This window comes from Homoserinimonas sp., assembly GCF_056262345.1.
The window spans coordinates 1-14,062 of sequence record NZ_JBACFR010000260.1; the positions used below are offsets into that span (position 1 = coordinate 1).

Here is a 14,062-nt window from a genome sequence, read left to right on the forward strand (position 1 = left end):
GAACGCTGCGCGCACAAGAAGCCACGTAACCCAGAGCATCGCGGCATAGAGCGGAACACCCATGATGAGCTTCGCTCCCCCAAGAAGCTCCGGTTCTCCCGCGAAGTACAGCGGGGCTTGCACGAGCAGTCGTGCGGCAAAAAGTCCGACCCACAGCCAGGTGGCCACAGTGAGAACCCTGCGCTTGGTGCGATCGTCCCGCCACTCAGTGAGTTCCCCCGTGAGAACTCCGACGATCAGACCAATCAGCGGCCACCGCACCAGGATGCTCACAAGCAGAACGGTCAACGAGACCACGTTGATGATGAGACCGGGCAGAAAGTTGTCTTCTGCGCGCCCCGTCATGAGCGCCAAAACTGCGGAAACCCCGATGCCGATGAGACCAGCGACCGCCGGCATAACCATCGACTTCGTGACGGCCCTGACGACGACGAAGGCAACAGCGACCACGAGAGGCACCGAAACGGAGAGGAGAAGGTCTTTCGTCAGCGTGTAGACAACGAGAAAGCCCAGTCCGGGAAGGATTGACTCGATGAGGCCTCGCACGCCGCCGACAGCAGCCAGCAGCGACTTGGCCGTCGGGACCTCTCCCGGCGTGACCGCACCGATGCCTGCGCCGCGAGCGGCGTCGCCGAACGCCGTCTTCAGGGCCTCGCGAGCGGACGGCTGAGCCTCGTCTGCAGGCTCTGGGGGGAGCGCGGATGTCACGGTTACACGGTCTCCGATGGATTGGGCTGAACCTGAGCGCCGGTCTTAGGCATCTGCAGCGGGATCAGGTCCCGCGGAGGCATCGGGCTCGATCCGCGAACAACAACGATGCTGCGGAACAGGTCCTCGATCTTCGCCGCCGCTTCAGGATCCACGACGCCCTCGCCAGCGATGACACCCCGAAGGAACCAACGGGGGCCATCGACGCCCACAAAGCGAGCTAGCCGCTTTGACCCCGGCTGCCCCGGTGCGTTCGCGGGAATCTCAGCAAGAAGCTCTGGGCCGAATACTCCGGCCGTCAGTTTGGTCGTTCCGCCCTGCTTGGCAATCTGCTCCGCGATCTGCTGGCGAATCTCGTGCCACAGTCCCGTCGATCGCGGCGCGGCAAACGGCTGCACCTGCAGCGTCGAACCGGCGTAGTCGAGGCCGACAGCAACGACGCGCTTGCTGCCCTCCTCTACCTCAAGGCGCAGCTGAAGCCCCTCACGAGGAAGAATCTTGATGCCGCCAAGGTCGACATACGGGCGAACGGGATTGGCCTCGCTCTCGTCGAGCGGGCCGTCGGTTTCCCGGTCGGCAGGAGCGGACTTGGCCTGCTGAAGAACCTCGTCCTCCATTGCTTCACCTGATTCGCTCACGCGCTGTCTCCTTCCCGTGCCGCGAGGCCGGTGGATCCGAAACCGGATTCACCTCTCACCGTGGCATCCAATTGTTGAATACTGCTGAATGCCGCTCGTACGACCGGCATGATGATGAGCTGAGCGATGCGATCGCCTTCATTCACCGAAAAAGATTCGCGGGGATCGGTATTGAGAAGTGTGACGCGGATTTCGCCGCGGTAGCCCGCATCTACTGTGCCGGGCGCATTCACGATGGTGATGCCGTTGCGTGCCGCCAAACCGCTCCGCGGCATCACGAACGCCGCATATCCGTCGGGGACAGCAATGGCGACCCCGGTGCCGACCGTTGCCCGCTCCCCTGGGCCCAGCACGAGCGATTCAGCAGATCTCAGGTCCGCTCCAGCGTCGCCGGGATGGGCGTAGGCGGGCACATATTCCGCAACAATCGGGATCTCGAGGCTTTCAGGCACGTGACGAGGTTAGTGCAGCGACGGGATCGCGCGAAAAGTCTGATCGAATAGTCGCATGATCCTCTTTCGCGAACGACTGCTTCCCTCGCGAGGCCTTCTCGTTGCCCTCCTGCTGCTGATTCCCGCAACCCTGTTGGTGTTTCTGCCCATCAATCAGACTGTCGGCGTCGTCGCGGCGATCGCACTTTACCTCGCCAGCTGCGGCACCCTGATTGCGATCTCTCCTGTCGTCGAAGTGACACCGGAGCGAATCACAGTCGGACGGGCCAGCCTTCCCATCGAGTTCGCCGGGGAGCCCGAGGCCTACTCGGGCGGCGAGGCGACAGCCGAGCGCGGCGTGCGCCTCGATGCTCGTGCGTGGATTGTCTTTCGGGGCGGAATCGATAGCGTCGTCAAGATTCCGGTCGTTGACGAAAAAGATCCGGCCCCCTACTGGTTGGTTTCCAGTAGGAGGCCGGATCAATTCGTCTCTGCAGTGTCCGAGGCTAAGCGGCACACTCCAAGCAAATAGCGCCGAGCTTCTCTGTGTGGTCGATCTGCGAACGGTGCTTCACAAGGAAGCAGCTGATGCAGGTGAATTCATCGGCCTGTGGGGGAAGCACGACGACGTCGAGCTCGAGATCTGAGAGGTCCGCACCCGGCAGCTCAAAGCCACCGGGGTTGTCCGCGTCATCCGAGTCGACAACGCCAGACATCTTGTCTGGGACTCGCTCCTTCAGTGCCTCGATGCTCTCGGAGTCATCGTCGGTCTTTCGAGGTGCGTCGTAGTCGGTTGCCATGCCCATCCAGTCTTGATATGAACCGATCATTCTCAATCGGCGGCGACAGTTTGCCTTATTAGTTTGTGAATAGCAAACGCACTTCGCAGCAAGCGCATCTGCGTTGGAACCAACTTGCGGCACGCCCTGTCTATTCCCCGCTTCGGGGCACACCTCGTGAGAATCTAGAAGCGAATCATGACGGCCTGAGAGGCGATCAGCATGCAAGACCTGAGAGTCATCGCACTTGAGAACGGCGTACTAACCGCCGCGGCGGACGATGGGACCCGTTACCGGATCACCATCGACGACGAGACGCAGGCAAAACTGCGCCGAAGGTCCCCCGTCAACGCTGCCGAGCGCAAGGTGGGGCCTCGGGAGATCCAGTCCCATATCCGAGCAGGGATGTCGGCCCAGGATGTGGCCGATCTCACGGGAGCAGAGCTCGACTATGTCGAGCGGTTTGAGGGCCCGGTGTTGGCGGAACGAGAGTTCATCGTGACCGCCTCCCGAAGCGTGCCCGTGAATACCGCGGCCGATGTCGAGCCGTTAGGCGGATCGACATTTGGATCTGCAATTGACGAACGACTCGACGAGCTTGGCGCCTCCGACATCGCGTGGGCGAGCTGGAAGGACCCCGAATCCGGTTGGCTCGTCAAACTGACGTTCACCGCCAATTCGGTTGGTCATGACGCTCGCTGGCAGTTTGATCCGAAAAAGTCGACACTGGCCCCCACAAACTCAGACGCGACAACCCTGAGCCAGCAGGGTGAATTGCCCGGCTCCCTCATCCCCCGCCTTCGCGCGGTCACTGACACGAAGTCACCCGACACCTCGCGCTTTGACAGCGGAGCCTTCACGGATGAACAGCTCAGCCAACGCGATACGTCGCCCTACGGTGAGGCGATCCCGTTCATGCGCTCGGGAATCTCTCCCGCGGCCGTCAACCGCGACGCTGCGGAGGATGCCTCCGGGGTTGGTCACACGGCGGACCTCCTCGAAGCCCTCCGTCGTCGTCGCGGTGAGCGCGAGTCGGCGCCCAGCGAAGATTCGTTCGACGAAGCCAAAGCTTCGCACCCGTCGACCGGCAGCATCCGGGTGATCGACGTTCCTCTTTCAGCGTTCGATGACAACTCTCCGAGCGATTCGCCCTCCCCCGCTCCCCCCGCACCGGTCGCCCCCACCGTGAATTCCACGCCGGGACTATCGAAGCCCGCCCGCAAGGGTCGCGCCTCTATGCCCAGCTGGGACGACATTGTGTTCGGCGCGAAGTCCGACGACGACTAGCGTCAGAGCGCAAAAGAGCCGAATCTGAGCAGGGGAACCATCGTCTCGTCCCCGGTCAGCGATCCATGCTGCCCGACCATGCCGCGTCCCTTCGCTGATTCCGACGTGTAATACGCGACACCTTTGCGCGCCGCCACCAGGATGTCTCCAATTCGAGGCGCAACGTCAGCATCGACGGGGCCGAACCATCCGGCACTGATCGCCTCGTCCCGCGTCGCCACCCACGAACGAGACTCTTCTGCATCCCGCCAGCGCTGAATGATGTGCTGCTTCTGATCAGCGCCAAGTGACGGCTCCAGGTGGAGGTGGAGGCATCGTGGTTCGCCCGCGATATGACGGATGCCCTCGCGTAGTGCGGAGTTCTCATCGACGATGACATGGTTGCGGTCAGGCACATCAACCATGCCGTGGTCTGCCGTGAGGATGATTCCCTCGTCTGCGGGAGCGGCCGCGAGAAACCGCGCCATCGCAGAATCGAGATCTTCGAGCGCAGTCAGCCAACGGTCAGAAGCCCACCCAGAGCGGTGCCCGGCCTGGTCGAGTTCCGGCACGTAGACGTACGCGATTCCCCCCGCTGCGGCTAGGTGTGCCCTCGCCGTATCGAGACGCTCGGCAATGCTTGCCCCGACTGCAAACTCGGCGCCACGCAGCACCGCACGGGTGAATCCGGAGTCTTCATAACGGGCCGCACCGACCGCGAATGACGGGATCGAGAGGCCTGCGGCCACCTCGAACTGTGTCGGCATCCTCTGCCAGGTGAGCGGATCGAGCGTGCCCTCCCACCCGCTCAGCTGGTTCACGACACGGTCATGGGCCGGATCGAGGACGGTGTAGCCGACGAGGCCGTGTCGCCCCGGCAGCGTTCCCGTGGTGAGGGTCGCGAGGGCCGACGCCGTCGTTGTGGGAAATCCTGAGGCGATGGAGGCCTTGGGTCCTGCGGCTGCGGCCAGTCGCCGAGCATGCCCGGCCGACGCCTTCAGCATGTGGCTACCGAGTCCATCGGCGACCACCACGATCGCCGACCTGGTCGGGGGAAGACGCAGTGTGTTGTCGTGGCCCCGAACCGACGCGAGCAAACTCGGCATCACATCGGCGAGGCTAAACCGGTGAGAATACGGGGCCGGTAGCATGGCAGCAATCTTATGACTACTCCCGCTAACCGTATTTCAGACGAGCCCCACGAGCGCATCGACGACGTCGACCTTGCCAGCGAGATGGAGGGCTCCTTTCTCGAGTATGCCTACTCCGTTATCTACTCGAGGGCACTCCCTGACGCGCGCGACGGACTCAAGCCCGTTCAGCGCCGCATCCTCTTTCAGATGACCGAGATGGGGCTCCGGCCCGACCGCGGGCACGTCAAGTCCGCGCGCGTCGTCGGCGACGTTATGGGCAAGCTGCATCCGCACGGCGACGCGTCGATCTATGACGCCATGGTGCGACTCAATCAGCCGTTCATCATGAGGGTTCCCCTGATCGACGGCCACGGAAACTTCGGCTCGCTCGATGACGGCCCCGCGGCACCCCGGTACACCGAGGCCCGCCTCGCGGCTGCCGCGATCGCAATGACGGCAGATCTCGACGAAGACGTCGTCGACTTCGTGCCGAACTATGACAACCAGATCATGCAGCCAGAGGTATTGCCTGCGGCATTCCCGAATCTTCTCGTCAATGGCGCAACCGGCATCGCGGTCGGCATGGCGACGAACATGGTTCCCCACAACCTCATCGAGGTGGTGGGCGCAGCACGGCACCTGCTTGAGAACCCGGATGCAACGCTCGACGACCTGATGGCCTTTGTGCCCGGTCCCGACCTGCCGACCGGCGGCACCATCGTCGGACTCAGCGGCGTGCGCGATGCCTATGAATCCGGTCGCGGAAGCTTTAAGACGCGCGCGCGCGTCTCTATCGAGCCGATCACCGCCCGCAAAATGGGGCTCATCATTACCGAGCTGCCCTACATGGTCGGTGCCGAGAAGGTCATCGAGAAGATCAAGGATGGCGTCGGTTCGAAGAAGCTGAACGGCATCTCCGATGTCGCAGATCTCACCGATCGCAAACGGGGCATGCGTCTCGTCATCGGCATCAAGACGGGCTTCAACCCCGAGGCAGTGCTTGAACAGCTCTACAAGCACACTCCTCTCGAAGACCAGTTCAACATCAACAACGTCGCCCTTGTCGACGGGGGTCCTCGCACTCTGGGCCTGCGCGAGTTGTTGAAGGTCTACGTCGACCACCGCATCGCCGTAACAACGCGTCGGAGCGCATACCGCCTTGCTCGGCGTCGGGAGCGCCTTCACCTGGTTGAAGGACTCCTAATCGCGATAGTCGACATCGACGAAGTGATCCAGGTCATCCGCACGAGCGATGACAGCGAGCAAGCCCGCGCCCGACTGATTGATGTGTTCGATCTGAGCCATGTGCAGTCCGAGTACATTCTCGAACTGCGACTTCGGCGCCTAACGCGTTTCTCCCGCATCGAGCTAGAAGCCGAGCGCGACCAGCTGGCTGCTGAGATCGCCGAGCTTGAGAAGCTGTTGGCCGACCCCGCTCTGGTCCGCGCTCTGGTGAGCCGGGAGCTCGACGAGGCTGCGGAGAAGTTCGGTACGCCTCGCCGCACGCTGCTCACAGAAGCGCGCGCCAGCATCGCCACCTCCGGTCGTTCGAAGGCTGCAGCACCCAATCTTGAGATCGCGGATGTTCCCTGCCGCGTGATTCTGAGCACGACGGGGCGGCTGGTCCGTGTCGATTACGTTGACGGTGAGATTCAACCCATCATCGCTCCGGCGCGCCGCAGCAAACACGACGCCGTACTCAGCGAGGTTGTGACGACGAGTCGCAGCGACATCGGCGCCGTTACCAACCGCGGCAGAGTGGTTCGACTCTCGCCCGTCGATCTTCCCGTTGTGCCCGACAACTCCGTGCAGCTCGCTGCCGGTCGCAAGGCTGCGGATTACATCGGCCTTGACGCCAAGAAGGAGCGCGTCCTCGCGCTCGTCGCCCTCGAGCCGGACATGCCGCTCGCCCTCGGCACCAGGGACGGCATCGTCAAGCGGGTATCCCCGTTCGACATTCCGAACAAGCCGGAGTTCGACATCATCTCGCTCAAAGACGGCGACGAGGTCGTCGGTGCGGCGATTGCGTCGGATGATGCTGAGCTCGTCTTCGTGACGTCAGATGCCCAGCTTCTTCGTTTTGCTGCCTCGGCTGTGCGCCCCCAGGGCCGCTCGGCCGGCGGTATGGCGGGCATCCGTCTCTCCGCGGGAGCCTCCGTGATCTCATTCTCCGTTGTCGAGGATGCCGAATCGGCCGTCGTCGTAACCGTCTCTGGTTCATCAGCGACGATCGCCGAGACCGACCCCGGCCGCGCCAAGGTATCCGCGCTCTCGGAGTTTCCCGCCAAGGGGCGCTCCACCGGTGGCGTGCGCGCGCACTCGCTTCTCAAGGGTGAAGACTGCCTCACGCTCGCATGGGTCGGCCCTCAGCCCGCGATGGCCTCGGGGTCGGACGGAAGCGCCAGAACGCTGCCGGAGCCTGGAGCGAAGCGCGATGCGTCCGGCACCCCACTCCCCGGCGTTCTCGGCTCTATCGGCCGCTCAATCGGCTCCTAGACGTCGATACGGTCTCGGCTGAGCCCAGCCGAGCCCTCGATGATGAACTCCTTGCGGGGCGCCACATCGTTGCCCATGAGCAGGTCGAATACCTTCTCGGAGCGTGCGGCATCCGCAATGTTAACGCGGCGCAGGGTGCGGTGTGAACGATCCATCGTGGTGGTGGCCAACTGGTCGGCATCCATCTCGCCGAGTCCCTTGTAGCGCTGAATCGGATCCTGGTAACGCTTGCCCTGCTTCTTTAGCTGGGAGAGCACCGCCTGAAGCTCCGCTTCGGAGTATGTGTAGAGGATGTCGTTGGGCTTTGAGCCCGGGTTCATTACCACCACACGGTGCAGAGGGGGAACCGCGGCGTAGATGCGGCCGTCTCTGATCATGTCGGGCATGTACCGGAAGAACAGGGTCAAGAGCAGGGTCCTGATGTGCGCGCCGTCGACATCGGCGTCGCTCATGATGATGACCTTGCCGTATCGTGCGGCCGACAGATCAAAGCTTCGCCCCGAGCCAGCACCGATCACCTGAATGATCGACGCGCACTCGGCATTGGAGAGCATGTCAGAGACCGACGCCTTTTGAACGTTGAGAATCTTGCCTCGAATTGGCAATAGCGCCTGGTACTCGCTATCCCGGGCGAGCTTGGCTGTTCCCAGCGCAGAATCACCCTCCACGATAAACAGCTCGCTGTTGCCGACGTCGTTGCTGCGGCAATCCACCAGCTTTGCCGGAAGCGTCGAATTCTCGAGTGCGTTCTTGCGGCGCTGAGTCTCTTTATGGGCGCGCGCAGAAACCCGCGACTTCATCTCCGCGACGATCTTGTCGAGGACGAGAGCGCTCTGCGCCTTGTCGTCTCGCTTCGGCGAGGAGAAGAGTTCCTTCATCTGCTTCGTGATGACGCTGGCCACGATCGCCCGCACTGCTGGCGTGCCGAGGATCTCCTTGGTCTGCCCCTCGAACTGCGGTTCGGGAAGACGAACGGTCAACACCGCGGTCAACCCCGCCAGCACGTCGTCCTTCTCCAGTTTGTCGTTGCCGACCTTCAGCCGGCGCGCGTTGAGCTCCACCTGCGACCGCAAAAACTTGAGCAGCCCCTGCTCGAAGCCCGCCTGATGCGTTCCACCCTTGGGGGTCGAAATGATGTTTACGAAGCTGCGGAAGACGGTTTCGTATCCGGTGCCCCAGCGAAGGGCGATGTCGACCTCACAGTGGCGCTCAAGCTCCGTTGCCACCATGTGGCCTCGTTCGTCGAGAACCGGAACGGTCTCAGTGAACGTGCCTGAGCCGGTCATCCGCCACGTGCTCGTGAGAGCCGTGTCGGGAGCAAGAAAATCTACGAACTCCGAAAGACCGCCCTCAAAGGTGAAGGATTCCGTGACCTCGTCGTCGCCGCGGCGATCGATGACCGTGAGCGTGAGCCCCCCGATGAGAAACGCCGTCTGCCGCGCACGGGAGAAGAGTTCATCGATCTGAAAGTTTGCTCCGCGCGTGAAGATCTGGGGGTCAGCCCAGTACCGAACCCGGGTTCCCGAAACGCCCTTCTTGACCTTGCCGATCTTGCGAAGTTCACTCTTCTTTTCAAACGGGGTGAAGGGCGCGGTAGGGCTCGGTTCGCCAGAGTCGGCGAAGATGCCGGGTTCGCCCCGGTGGAAGGACATCGCCCAGGTCACGCCGTCGCGATCGACCTCAACATCGAGGCGCTCGGAAAGCGCGTTGACGACGGATGCTCCCACGCCGTGCAATCCGCCCGACGACGCATACGATCCGCTCCCAAACTTGCCGCCGGCGTGGAGCTTAGTGAAGACGACCTCGACGCCGGATAGCCCCGTCTTGGGCTCGATATCCACGGGAATTCCGCGCGCTTTGTCGCGCACTTCGACACTGCCGTCGGGGTGAAGAATCACCTCGATGGTTGACCCGTGACCCGCAAGGGCCTCGTCGACCGAGTTGTCGATGATCTCCCAGAGGCAGTGCATGAGACCGCGTGAATCGGTAGAACCGATGTACATACCTGGGCGCTTGCGAACGGCCTCAAGGCCTTCAAGCACAGACAGATGGCGGGCGGAGTAGTCAGAACTCGACACCGGGACTCCTTCTAAGACATGAGGGGGATGGCAGGCGGATGGCCACACCGACTCCCCCGTAAGCCTACGGGTCGCTGATGCGCCCATCCCGCAACAACACTCCTGAGCCCCAGCGCGGTTTGGGCTACGCGGTGAGCGAAATGATCGCCCCCAATACGTCAGATTCAGCTGACCCGTGCTTGTATGGGTATCAGGTCTCATGACCAGAACCATCCACCCCAGGAGGAGGAACCCATGTCTCAGATTTCTACCGAGATCGCGGAGAGTGACTCCTACCAGCTCACCGCATCCGACCGCTGCGACAGCTGTGGAGCCCAGGCTTACATCCGCGTTGCGATCGGCGATAGCGAATTGCTGTTCTGCGCGCACCACGGTCGCCGCCACCAGGAGAAGCTCGAAGCAGTCGCCACAGAGTGGCTTGACGAGTCGCGCCGGCTTGAAGAGAGTCGCGCCTAGGTAGAGTTCGCGTCGCCTACGTAGCGGCGCGCTACCCGGCTGGAGATACGTGTGACGATCTCATCGCCCAGTGTCTGGGTGAGGTCGCCCCACTCGCGAACGGTCTGCTCTCCGGCCGCCCCCGAACCAAACAGAGTTACCTCGTCGCCGACGGCGACATCCACAGAATCTTCGATGACTACATAGTCGATTCCGACCGAGTGGATGCGTCGGCGACGACCACGGATGGCCACGTCGAGCAGGCCAGCCGCACGAACCGGTACACCATCGGCGTATCCGAGTGGAACCTCGGCAAGGTCACCTTTTACCGCCGTAACCTCGCTCCGGAGGGTCATCACGGGGATAAGCCCCATGTCGTTGGCCGTTACGCCATCGAACGACGGAATACCCCAGGTGTGCCCGCCCATCCGCACCATGTCGAAGCGCACGTCGTCACGCCTGAACCCGGCGGAACTCGCGGCCAGGTGACGGACCTCGAACGTCACGCCCAGACCGGCCGCAACGTCGACGGCGGCAACAAACCGATCAACCGCCGCTGAGTCTGCCTCTTCTGATGCCTCAGCCAGATGAGTCCAGATGCCGACGATCGCAACGCGCCGCCTGGCCAGCAGTTCACGGGCAGCGACTACGAGCGCTGGCCAATCCTCGGCAGTAGCCCCGTTGCGCATGAGACCGGTATCGATCTTGAGGTGAATTCGAGCGGGGGCCGCCCCGGCCGCACCGGCGATGGCCTCGAGCTCGGTAATGGTGGAAACTCCGAGATCGATATCAGCCTGAACCGCACGGTCAAATCGCTGGTCGGGCAGGTATTGCCAGGCCATAATCCTGATGTCCGGGTCGATGCCCGACTCCCTCAGGCGAAGCGCCGAGTCAATGTCGAGAACACCGAGCCAGCGTGCGCCCGCTGCCACTGCTGCGGCACCCGTCTCGGCTACTCCATGGCCATAGGCATTGGCCTTCAGCACAACCATCAACTCTGCGGGGTTTACGACTGAACGGAGATGGTGCACATTGTGGGCAAAAGCGCCAAGGTCAACGATCGCTTCTGATGCCACTAGACCCACATCCTGTTCACCCTGTCAGTGAGTCCCGCGACAATCGCCGCACTCGGCATACGGAGCGCAGCGGCCCACTCCTGGGCCGTAGGCTCTCCGCTCTCACCGGAACCGAAGAAGACCACCTCATCGCCGATCGCCACGGCGGCATCCTGGATATCAAAGACGCTCGCATCCATCGCGACTCTTCCTGCGATAGTGAACCGTTGCCCTGCGATCTGCGCCTGGACGGTGTTGCCAGCCGACCTATCAATGCCGTCGCCATATCCGAATGGCACGAGGGCCAACGTCGTGGACCTGCTGGTGACGTAGGTGTACCCGTAACTCACTCCGATACCGGCTTGGGCGGGCTTGAGCGACAGCACAGGGGCCGTGAGACGTGCGGCGGGAATGACGCAGGAAGGCGCCTCGTCAGATTCACTGAGCCCGAACACGGCCGCTCCCAGAACCGGCAAAAAACCGCGATCGCGTGTCAAAGGAAGCCCCGCGCGAACATACATCGCGTCGATAGCACGATCGTGAGCACCCAGCGTGTTTGCCGCGTCGTCCGCGTATGCCGGTGAATCGGCTACAACGACGAGACTGGTCAGCTCGTTGCGAGCCGGATGGAGCGAAATCGACGCGGCGATGGCCACGACATCGTCCGCGGAAGCACTTCGCATCCCGCTGCCGTGCGAAATCCCCAGCGACGCAATACCGGCGTCGAGCGCCCGAATCGCCAGCGAGTCGGTCCCCGCAACAACACCGATACCGGCCTCGGCCAGTGCTGGCAGGCTGTCGTCCGTGGCGATTCGAGTCACCCAGACGGGCCCGGTGAACCCGGCTTCACGGAGCGCAATGGCATCATCAGCGTTCGTCACTGATATCGCCGCGGCGCCCGCAGAAGCGACGGTAATCGCAGCCTCGACGAGACCGTGCCCATACGCGTTGCCCGGCAGCTCTACCATCGCGCTCGAAGCGTTGGCGGCCTCAAGGAGGGCCGCAAGATTCTTGCGCACGGCCGCTCTGCTGACGTGCAGACCTCGCCACGGGGTGCGGGATGCGCCATCAGTCATGCGAGAGATCCGTCCTAGGCTGCGACGGGCCCGGCAACCGGGATTCCGGCACCGCGAGCCAGAATTGCGCGACAGTCAGAAGCCAGCGCATCGAGCCGGTGATGGGCGTCAGTCAGCTCGTAGCGCAGGCCAGCGCGAGATGCGGCGATCTCAATAAGGTGATCAGCCAGAATGGGGTTCATTGCAAGAGCCGGGCCCTGGATATGGGTACCGATGGCGTTGGCGACACGAACGCCTTCTGTTCGCCCGTCGTTGCCCACCCCTGTCGCAACCGTGCCGAAAGCGGAAGCTCCATCGGTGAGCGTCGTGCGGGATCCGTGGTTCTCGATGCCGATCAGGCGGCCCAGCTCCGGTACATCGACGGCGAAGCAGTTAGTCACCACCCGAGCGGCGGTGGCATCCGTGTTGATGGGGAAAAGCCCAGCACCTGCGACCGCGACACCGTTCGGGAGAGCGATCGTGGAGCCAAGAAGCTGCATTCCGCCGGTTACCGCAAGCATTGGCACGCCGGCGTCACGCCAGGAAACGAGCTGCTCAGCGATCTCGGCAACCGCAGGCTCCAATACCCGCTGCGCTGACACCGGGCCCGTACCCACAAGCACCATGTCAGCGGATGCGGGAAGCGCATCGCCCGGGTTGTGCTTCACATGAACGCTGTCGATGCCAGCCAGGCGGAGCCTCTCGCGCACAACAATGACATTGCCCATGTCGCCGTTGACTGCCAGGTGCTCAGGAAAGAGCTCGAGGATGGTCAGGCTCGTCATGCGGCACCGCTCTCAAGATCGCTGTGGCCAAGGTATCGGCGTCCGTGGATCATCTGGTCGTAGTCGAGGATCAGTGTGCGCTTGCCGTCATCGGGCAATTCGGAACCCAAGAACTGGTCAAGAGCCTTCTCAAGATCCGGCTCGACGACGCCATAGTCGATACCGGCGTACCCCAGGCGAAGCGCCATGAACGCGGCTTTAGGACCAGAAACCACGTCGACATGGTCGAACTTCGATACGTCCGCTGCGTAGAGCCAGGACAAGTCCTTGCTCCCCTCATCGATCGCAATCATGACTGACTCTGGCGCCCCGTCAAGGTAGTCGACGTTCATCTGGAAGCTGGCGAGGTTCTTGAGAAGCAGGATCTCAAGATCCTGCCCTTCGTGACGGACAACCTCGCCGCGCCCGTAGGCGGGCTTGGCCGACTGCAGCGCATCGATCGAGGCCTGCACAGAGAACTTGTCGCCGAGAACTTTGTGGGCCAGCGAAATCGCCGCCGCAGCGTCGACGGCGTAGTGGAGGCCGCGACCAGAAAGCCGCACCTGGTGGATAGCGCCGCCAATCGACAACGTGGCAACCGCACCTTCGACAGCGACGACCTCGACAAAAACATCGCGGGCGATGGATGCGGGAGACCCGGTCTCGTTGGCATAGTCGCGAGCGATAACTTGCCCGTGAGGCGCAGCGGCGATCGCCGCATCCGTCAGCCCAAAGTAGCTGGTGTCGACACGACCCTCGGCCTCAAGGGCCGATCCGAGATTGGCAAGAAAGTGATCGTCCCGATTGAGCACGACAATCTCGCTGACCTCGGCCACGATGTCGCGGAACATTCCAGCGACGCGCTCGGGTTCGAAGAAACGGTAGATCTGATCGATCTGCAGGTTGAGGATCACGGCGGCCGTCGGCTTGAGAGCCTCGGCAATCACCTTGCCGAAGGCCTCGTCGACCTCAATTACGCCGATGTCGGCATTCAACCGACCCGTCGCAGAGACCTGGCCAAGCAGCGACGAGGCAATTCCCTGAGGAAGGTTGCCGCCGGACGGGTTCGTGAATACCGAAAGTCCGTGGGCCCGCATGATCGACGTGAGCATGTGCGTTGTCGTCGATTTGCCGTTCGAGCCGAGAACAAAGATGTTTCCGTGCTCAAACTGCCGGGTGATGTCGTGCAAAAACTCTGGCGCGAGCTTGAGGGTGGCATATCCC

At 62.7% G+C, this 14,062-nt stretch carries 14 protein-coding genes; 4 read left to right on the top strand and 10 right to left on the bottom strand.

The genetic code is table 11. The annotated features are described in order from the left end of the window. The 3 genes from AC062T_RS12250 to dut all read right to left on the bottom strand — a co-directional run. Positions 1–708: DUF3159 domain-containing protein (locus AC062T_RS12250; RefSeq protein WP_476030415.1), on the bottom strand; the 708-nt coding region annotated here is incomplete at its 3' end. Positions 709–710: 2 nt separating this feature from the next. Then, positions 711–1,325 (bottom strand): DUF3710 domain-containing protein, encoded by a 615-nt coding sequence (locus tag AC062T_RS12255; RefSeq protein ID WP_476030437.1) that lies wholly within the window; start codon positions 1,323–1,325, stop codon positions 711–713. 17 nt (positions 1,326–1,342) lie between these two features. Beyond that, positions 1,343–1,798 (bottom strand): dUTP diphosphatase, encoded by a 456-nt coding sequence (gene dut, locus AC062T_RS12260; RefSeq protein ID WP_476030417.1) that lies wholly within the window; start codon positions 1,796–1,798, stop codon positions 1,343–1,345. Positions 1,799–1,853: 55 nt separating this feature from the next. Here dut and AC062T_RS12265 point away from each other — a divergent pair, with 55 nt between their 5' ends. Continuing rightward, positions 1,854–2,309 (top strand): DUF3093 domain-containing protein, encoded by a 456-nt coding sequence (locus tag AC062T_RS12265; RefSeq protein ID WP_476030419.1) that lies wholly within the window; start codon positions 1,854–1,856, stop codon positions 2,307–2,309. On the opposite strand, the gene AC062T_RS12270 is transcribed toward AC062T_RS12265, so the two are convergent. Then, a complete protein-coding gene (locus AC062T_RS12270) occupies positions 2,284–2,577 on the bottom strand; it encodes a DUF4193 domain-containing protein (RefSeq protein ID WP_476030421.1) in 294 nt (97 codons plus the stop codon). The two genes, AC062T_RS12265 and AC062T_RS12270, sit on opposite strands and share 26 nt — an antisense overlap. A 201-nt stretch (positions 2,578–2,778) precedes the next feature. Here AC062T_RS12270 and sepH point away from each other — a divergent pair, with 201 nt between their 5' ends. Continuing rightward, a complete protein-coding gene (gene sepH, locus AC062T_RS12275) occupies positions 2,779–3,843 on the top strand; it encodes a septation protein SepH (RefSeq protein ID WP_476030423.1) in 1,065 nt (354 codons plus the stop codon). Between the two features lie 2 nt (positions 3,844–3,845). Here the strand turns inward: sepH and AC062T_RS12280 are convergent, their stop codons facing one another. Beyond that, positions 3,846–4,928, bottom strand: coding sequence for an alkaline phosphatase family protein (locus tag AC062T_RS12280; protein WP_476030439.1), 1,083 nt, complete (start codon positions 4,926–4,928; stop codon positions 3,846–3,848). 57 nt (positions 4,929–4,985) lie between these two features. Between AC062T_RS12280 and AC062T_RS12285 the strand changes: the two genes are divergently transcribed. Next, a complete protein-coding gene (locus AC062T_RS12285; RefSeq protein ID WP_476030425.1) occupies positions 4,986–7,451 on the top strand; it encodes a DNA gyrase/topoisomerase IV subunit A in 2,466 nt (821 codons plus the stop codon). Here the strand turns inward: AC062T_RS12285 and AC062T_RS12290 are convergent. Next, positions 7,448–9,529, bottom strand: coding sequence for a DNA gyrase/topoisomerase IV subunit B (locus AC062T_RS12290; protein ID WP_476030427.1), 2,082 nt, complete (start codon positions 9,527–9,529; stop codon positions 7,448–7,450). The two genes, AC062T_RS12285 and AC062T_RS12290, sit on opposite strands and share 4 nt — an antisense overlap. Positions 9,530–9,763: 234 nt before the next feature. Between AC062T_RS12290 and AC062T_RS12295 the strand changes: the two genes are divergently transcribed. Beyond that, positions 9,764–9,985 carry a DUF7455 domain-containing protein gene (locus AC062T_RS12295; protein WP_108516623.1) on the top strand — a complete coding sequence of 74 codons (222 nt, stop codon included), beginning with the start codon at positions 9,764–9,766 and terminating at the stop codon, positions 9,983–9,985. Here the strand turns inward: AC062T_RS12295 and AC062T_RS12300 are convergent. From AC062T_RS12300 to AC062T_RS12315, 4 genes are all read right to left on the bottom strand, one after another. Then, the gene (locus AC062T_RS12300; RefSeq protein WP_476030429.1) at positions 9,982–11,040 is read right to left on the bottom strand and encodes an alanine racemase; all 1,059 of its coding nucleotides are present in this window, start codon (positions 11,038–11,040) and stop codon (positions 9,982–9,984) included. The genes AC062T_RS12295 and AC062T_RS12300 overlap by 4 nt on opposite strands. Continuing rightward, on the bottom strand, positions 11,040–12,095 hold the full coding sequence (locus AC062T_RS12305; RefSeq protein WP_476030431.1) for an alanine racemase: 1,056 nt from the start codon (positions 12,093–12,095) through the stop codon (positions 11,040–11,042). The genes AC062T_RS12300 and AC062T_RS12305 overlap by 1 nt, the downstream gene beginning before the upstream one ends. Positions 12,096–12,109: 14 nt before the next feature. Beyond that, positions 12,110–12,859 (bottom strand): type 1 glutamine amidotransferase, encoded by a 750-nt coding sequence (locus AC062T_RS12310; protein WP_476030433.1) that lies wholly within the window; start codon positions 12,857–12,859, stop codon positions 12,110–12,112. Further along, positions 12,856–14,062, bottom strand: a 1,207-nt coding sequence (locus tag AC062T_RS12315) for a Mur ligase family protein (RefSeq protein ID WP_476030435.1), incomplete at its 5' end; no start/stop codon positions are given. The genes AC062T_RS12315 and AC062T_RS12310, both read right to left, overlap by 4 nt.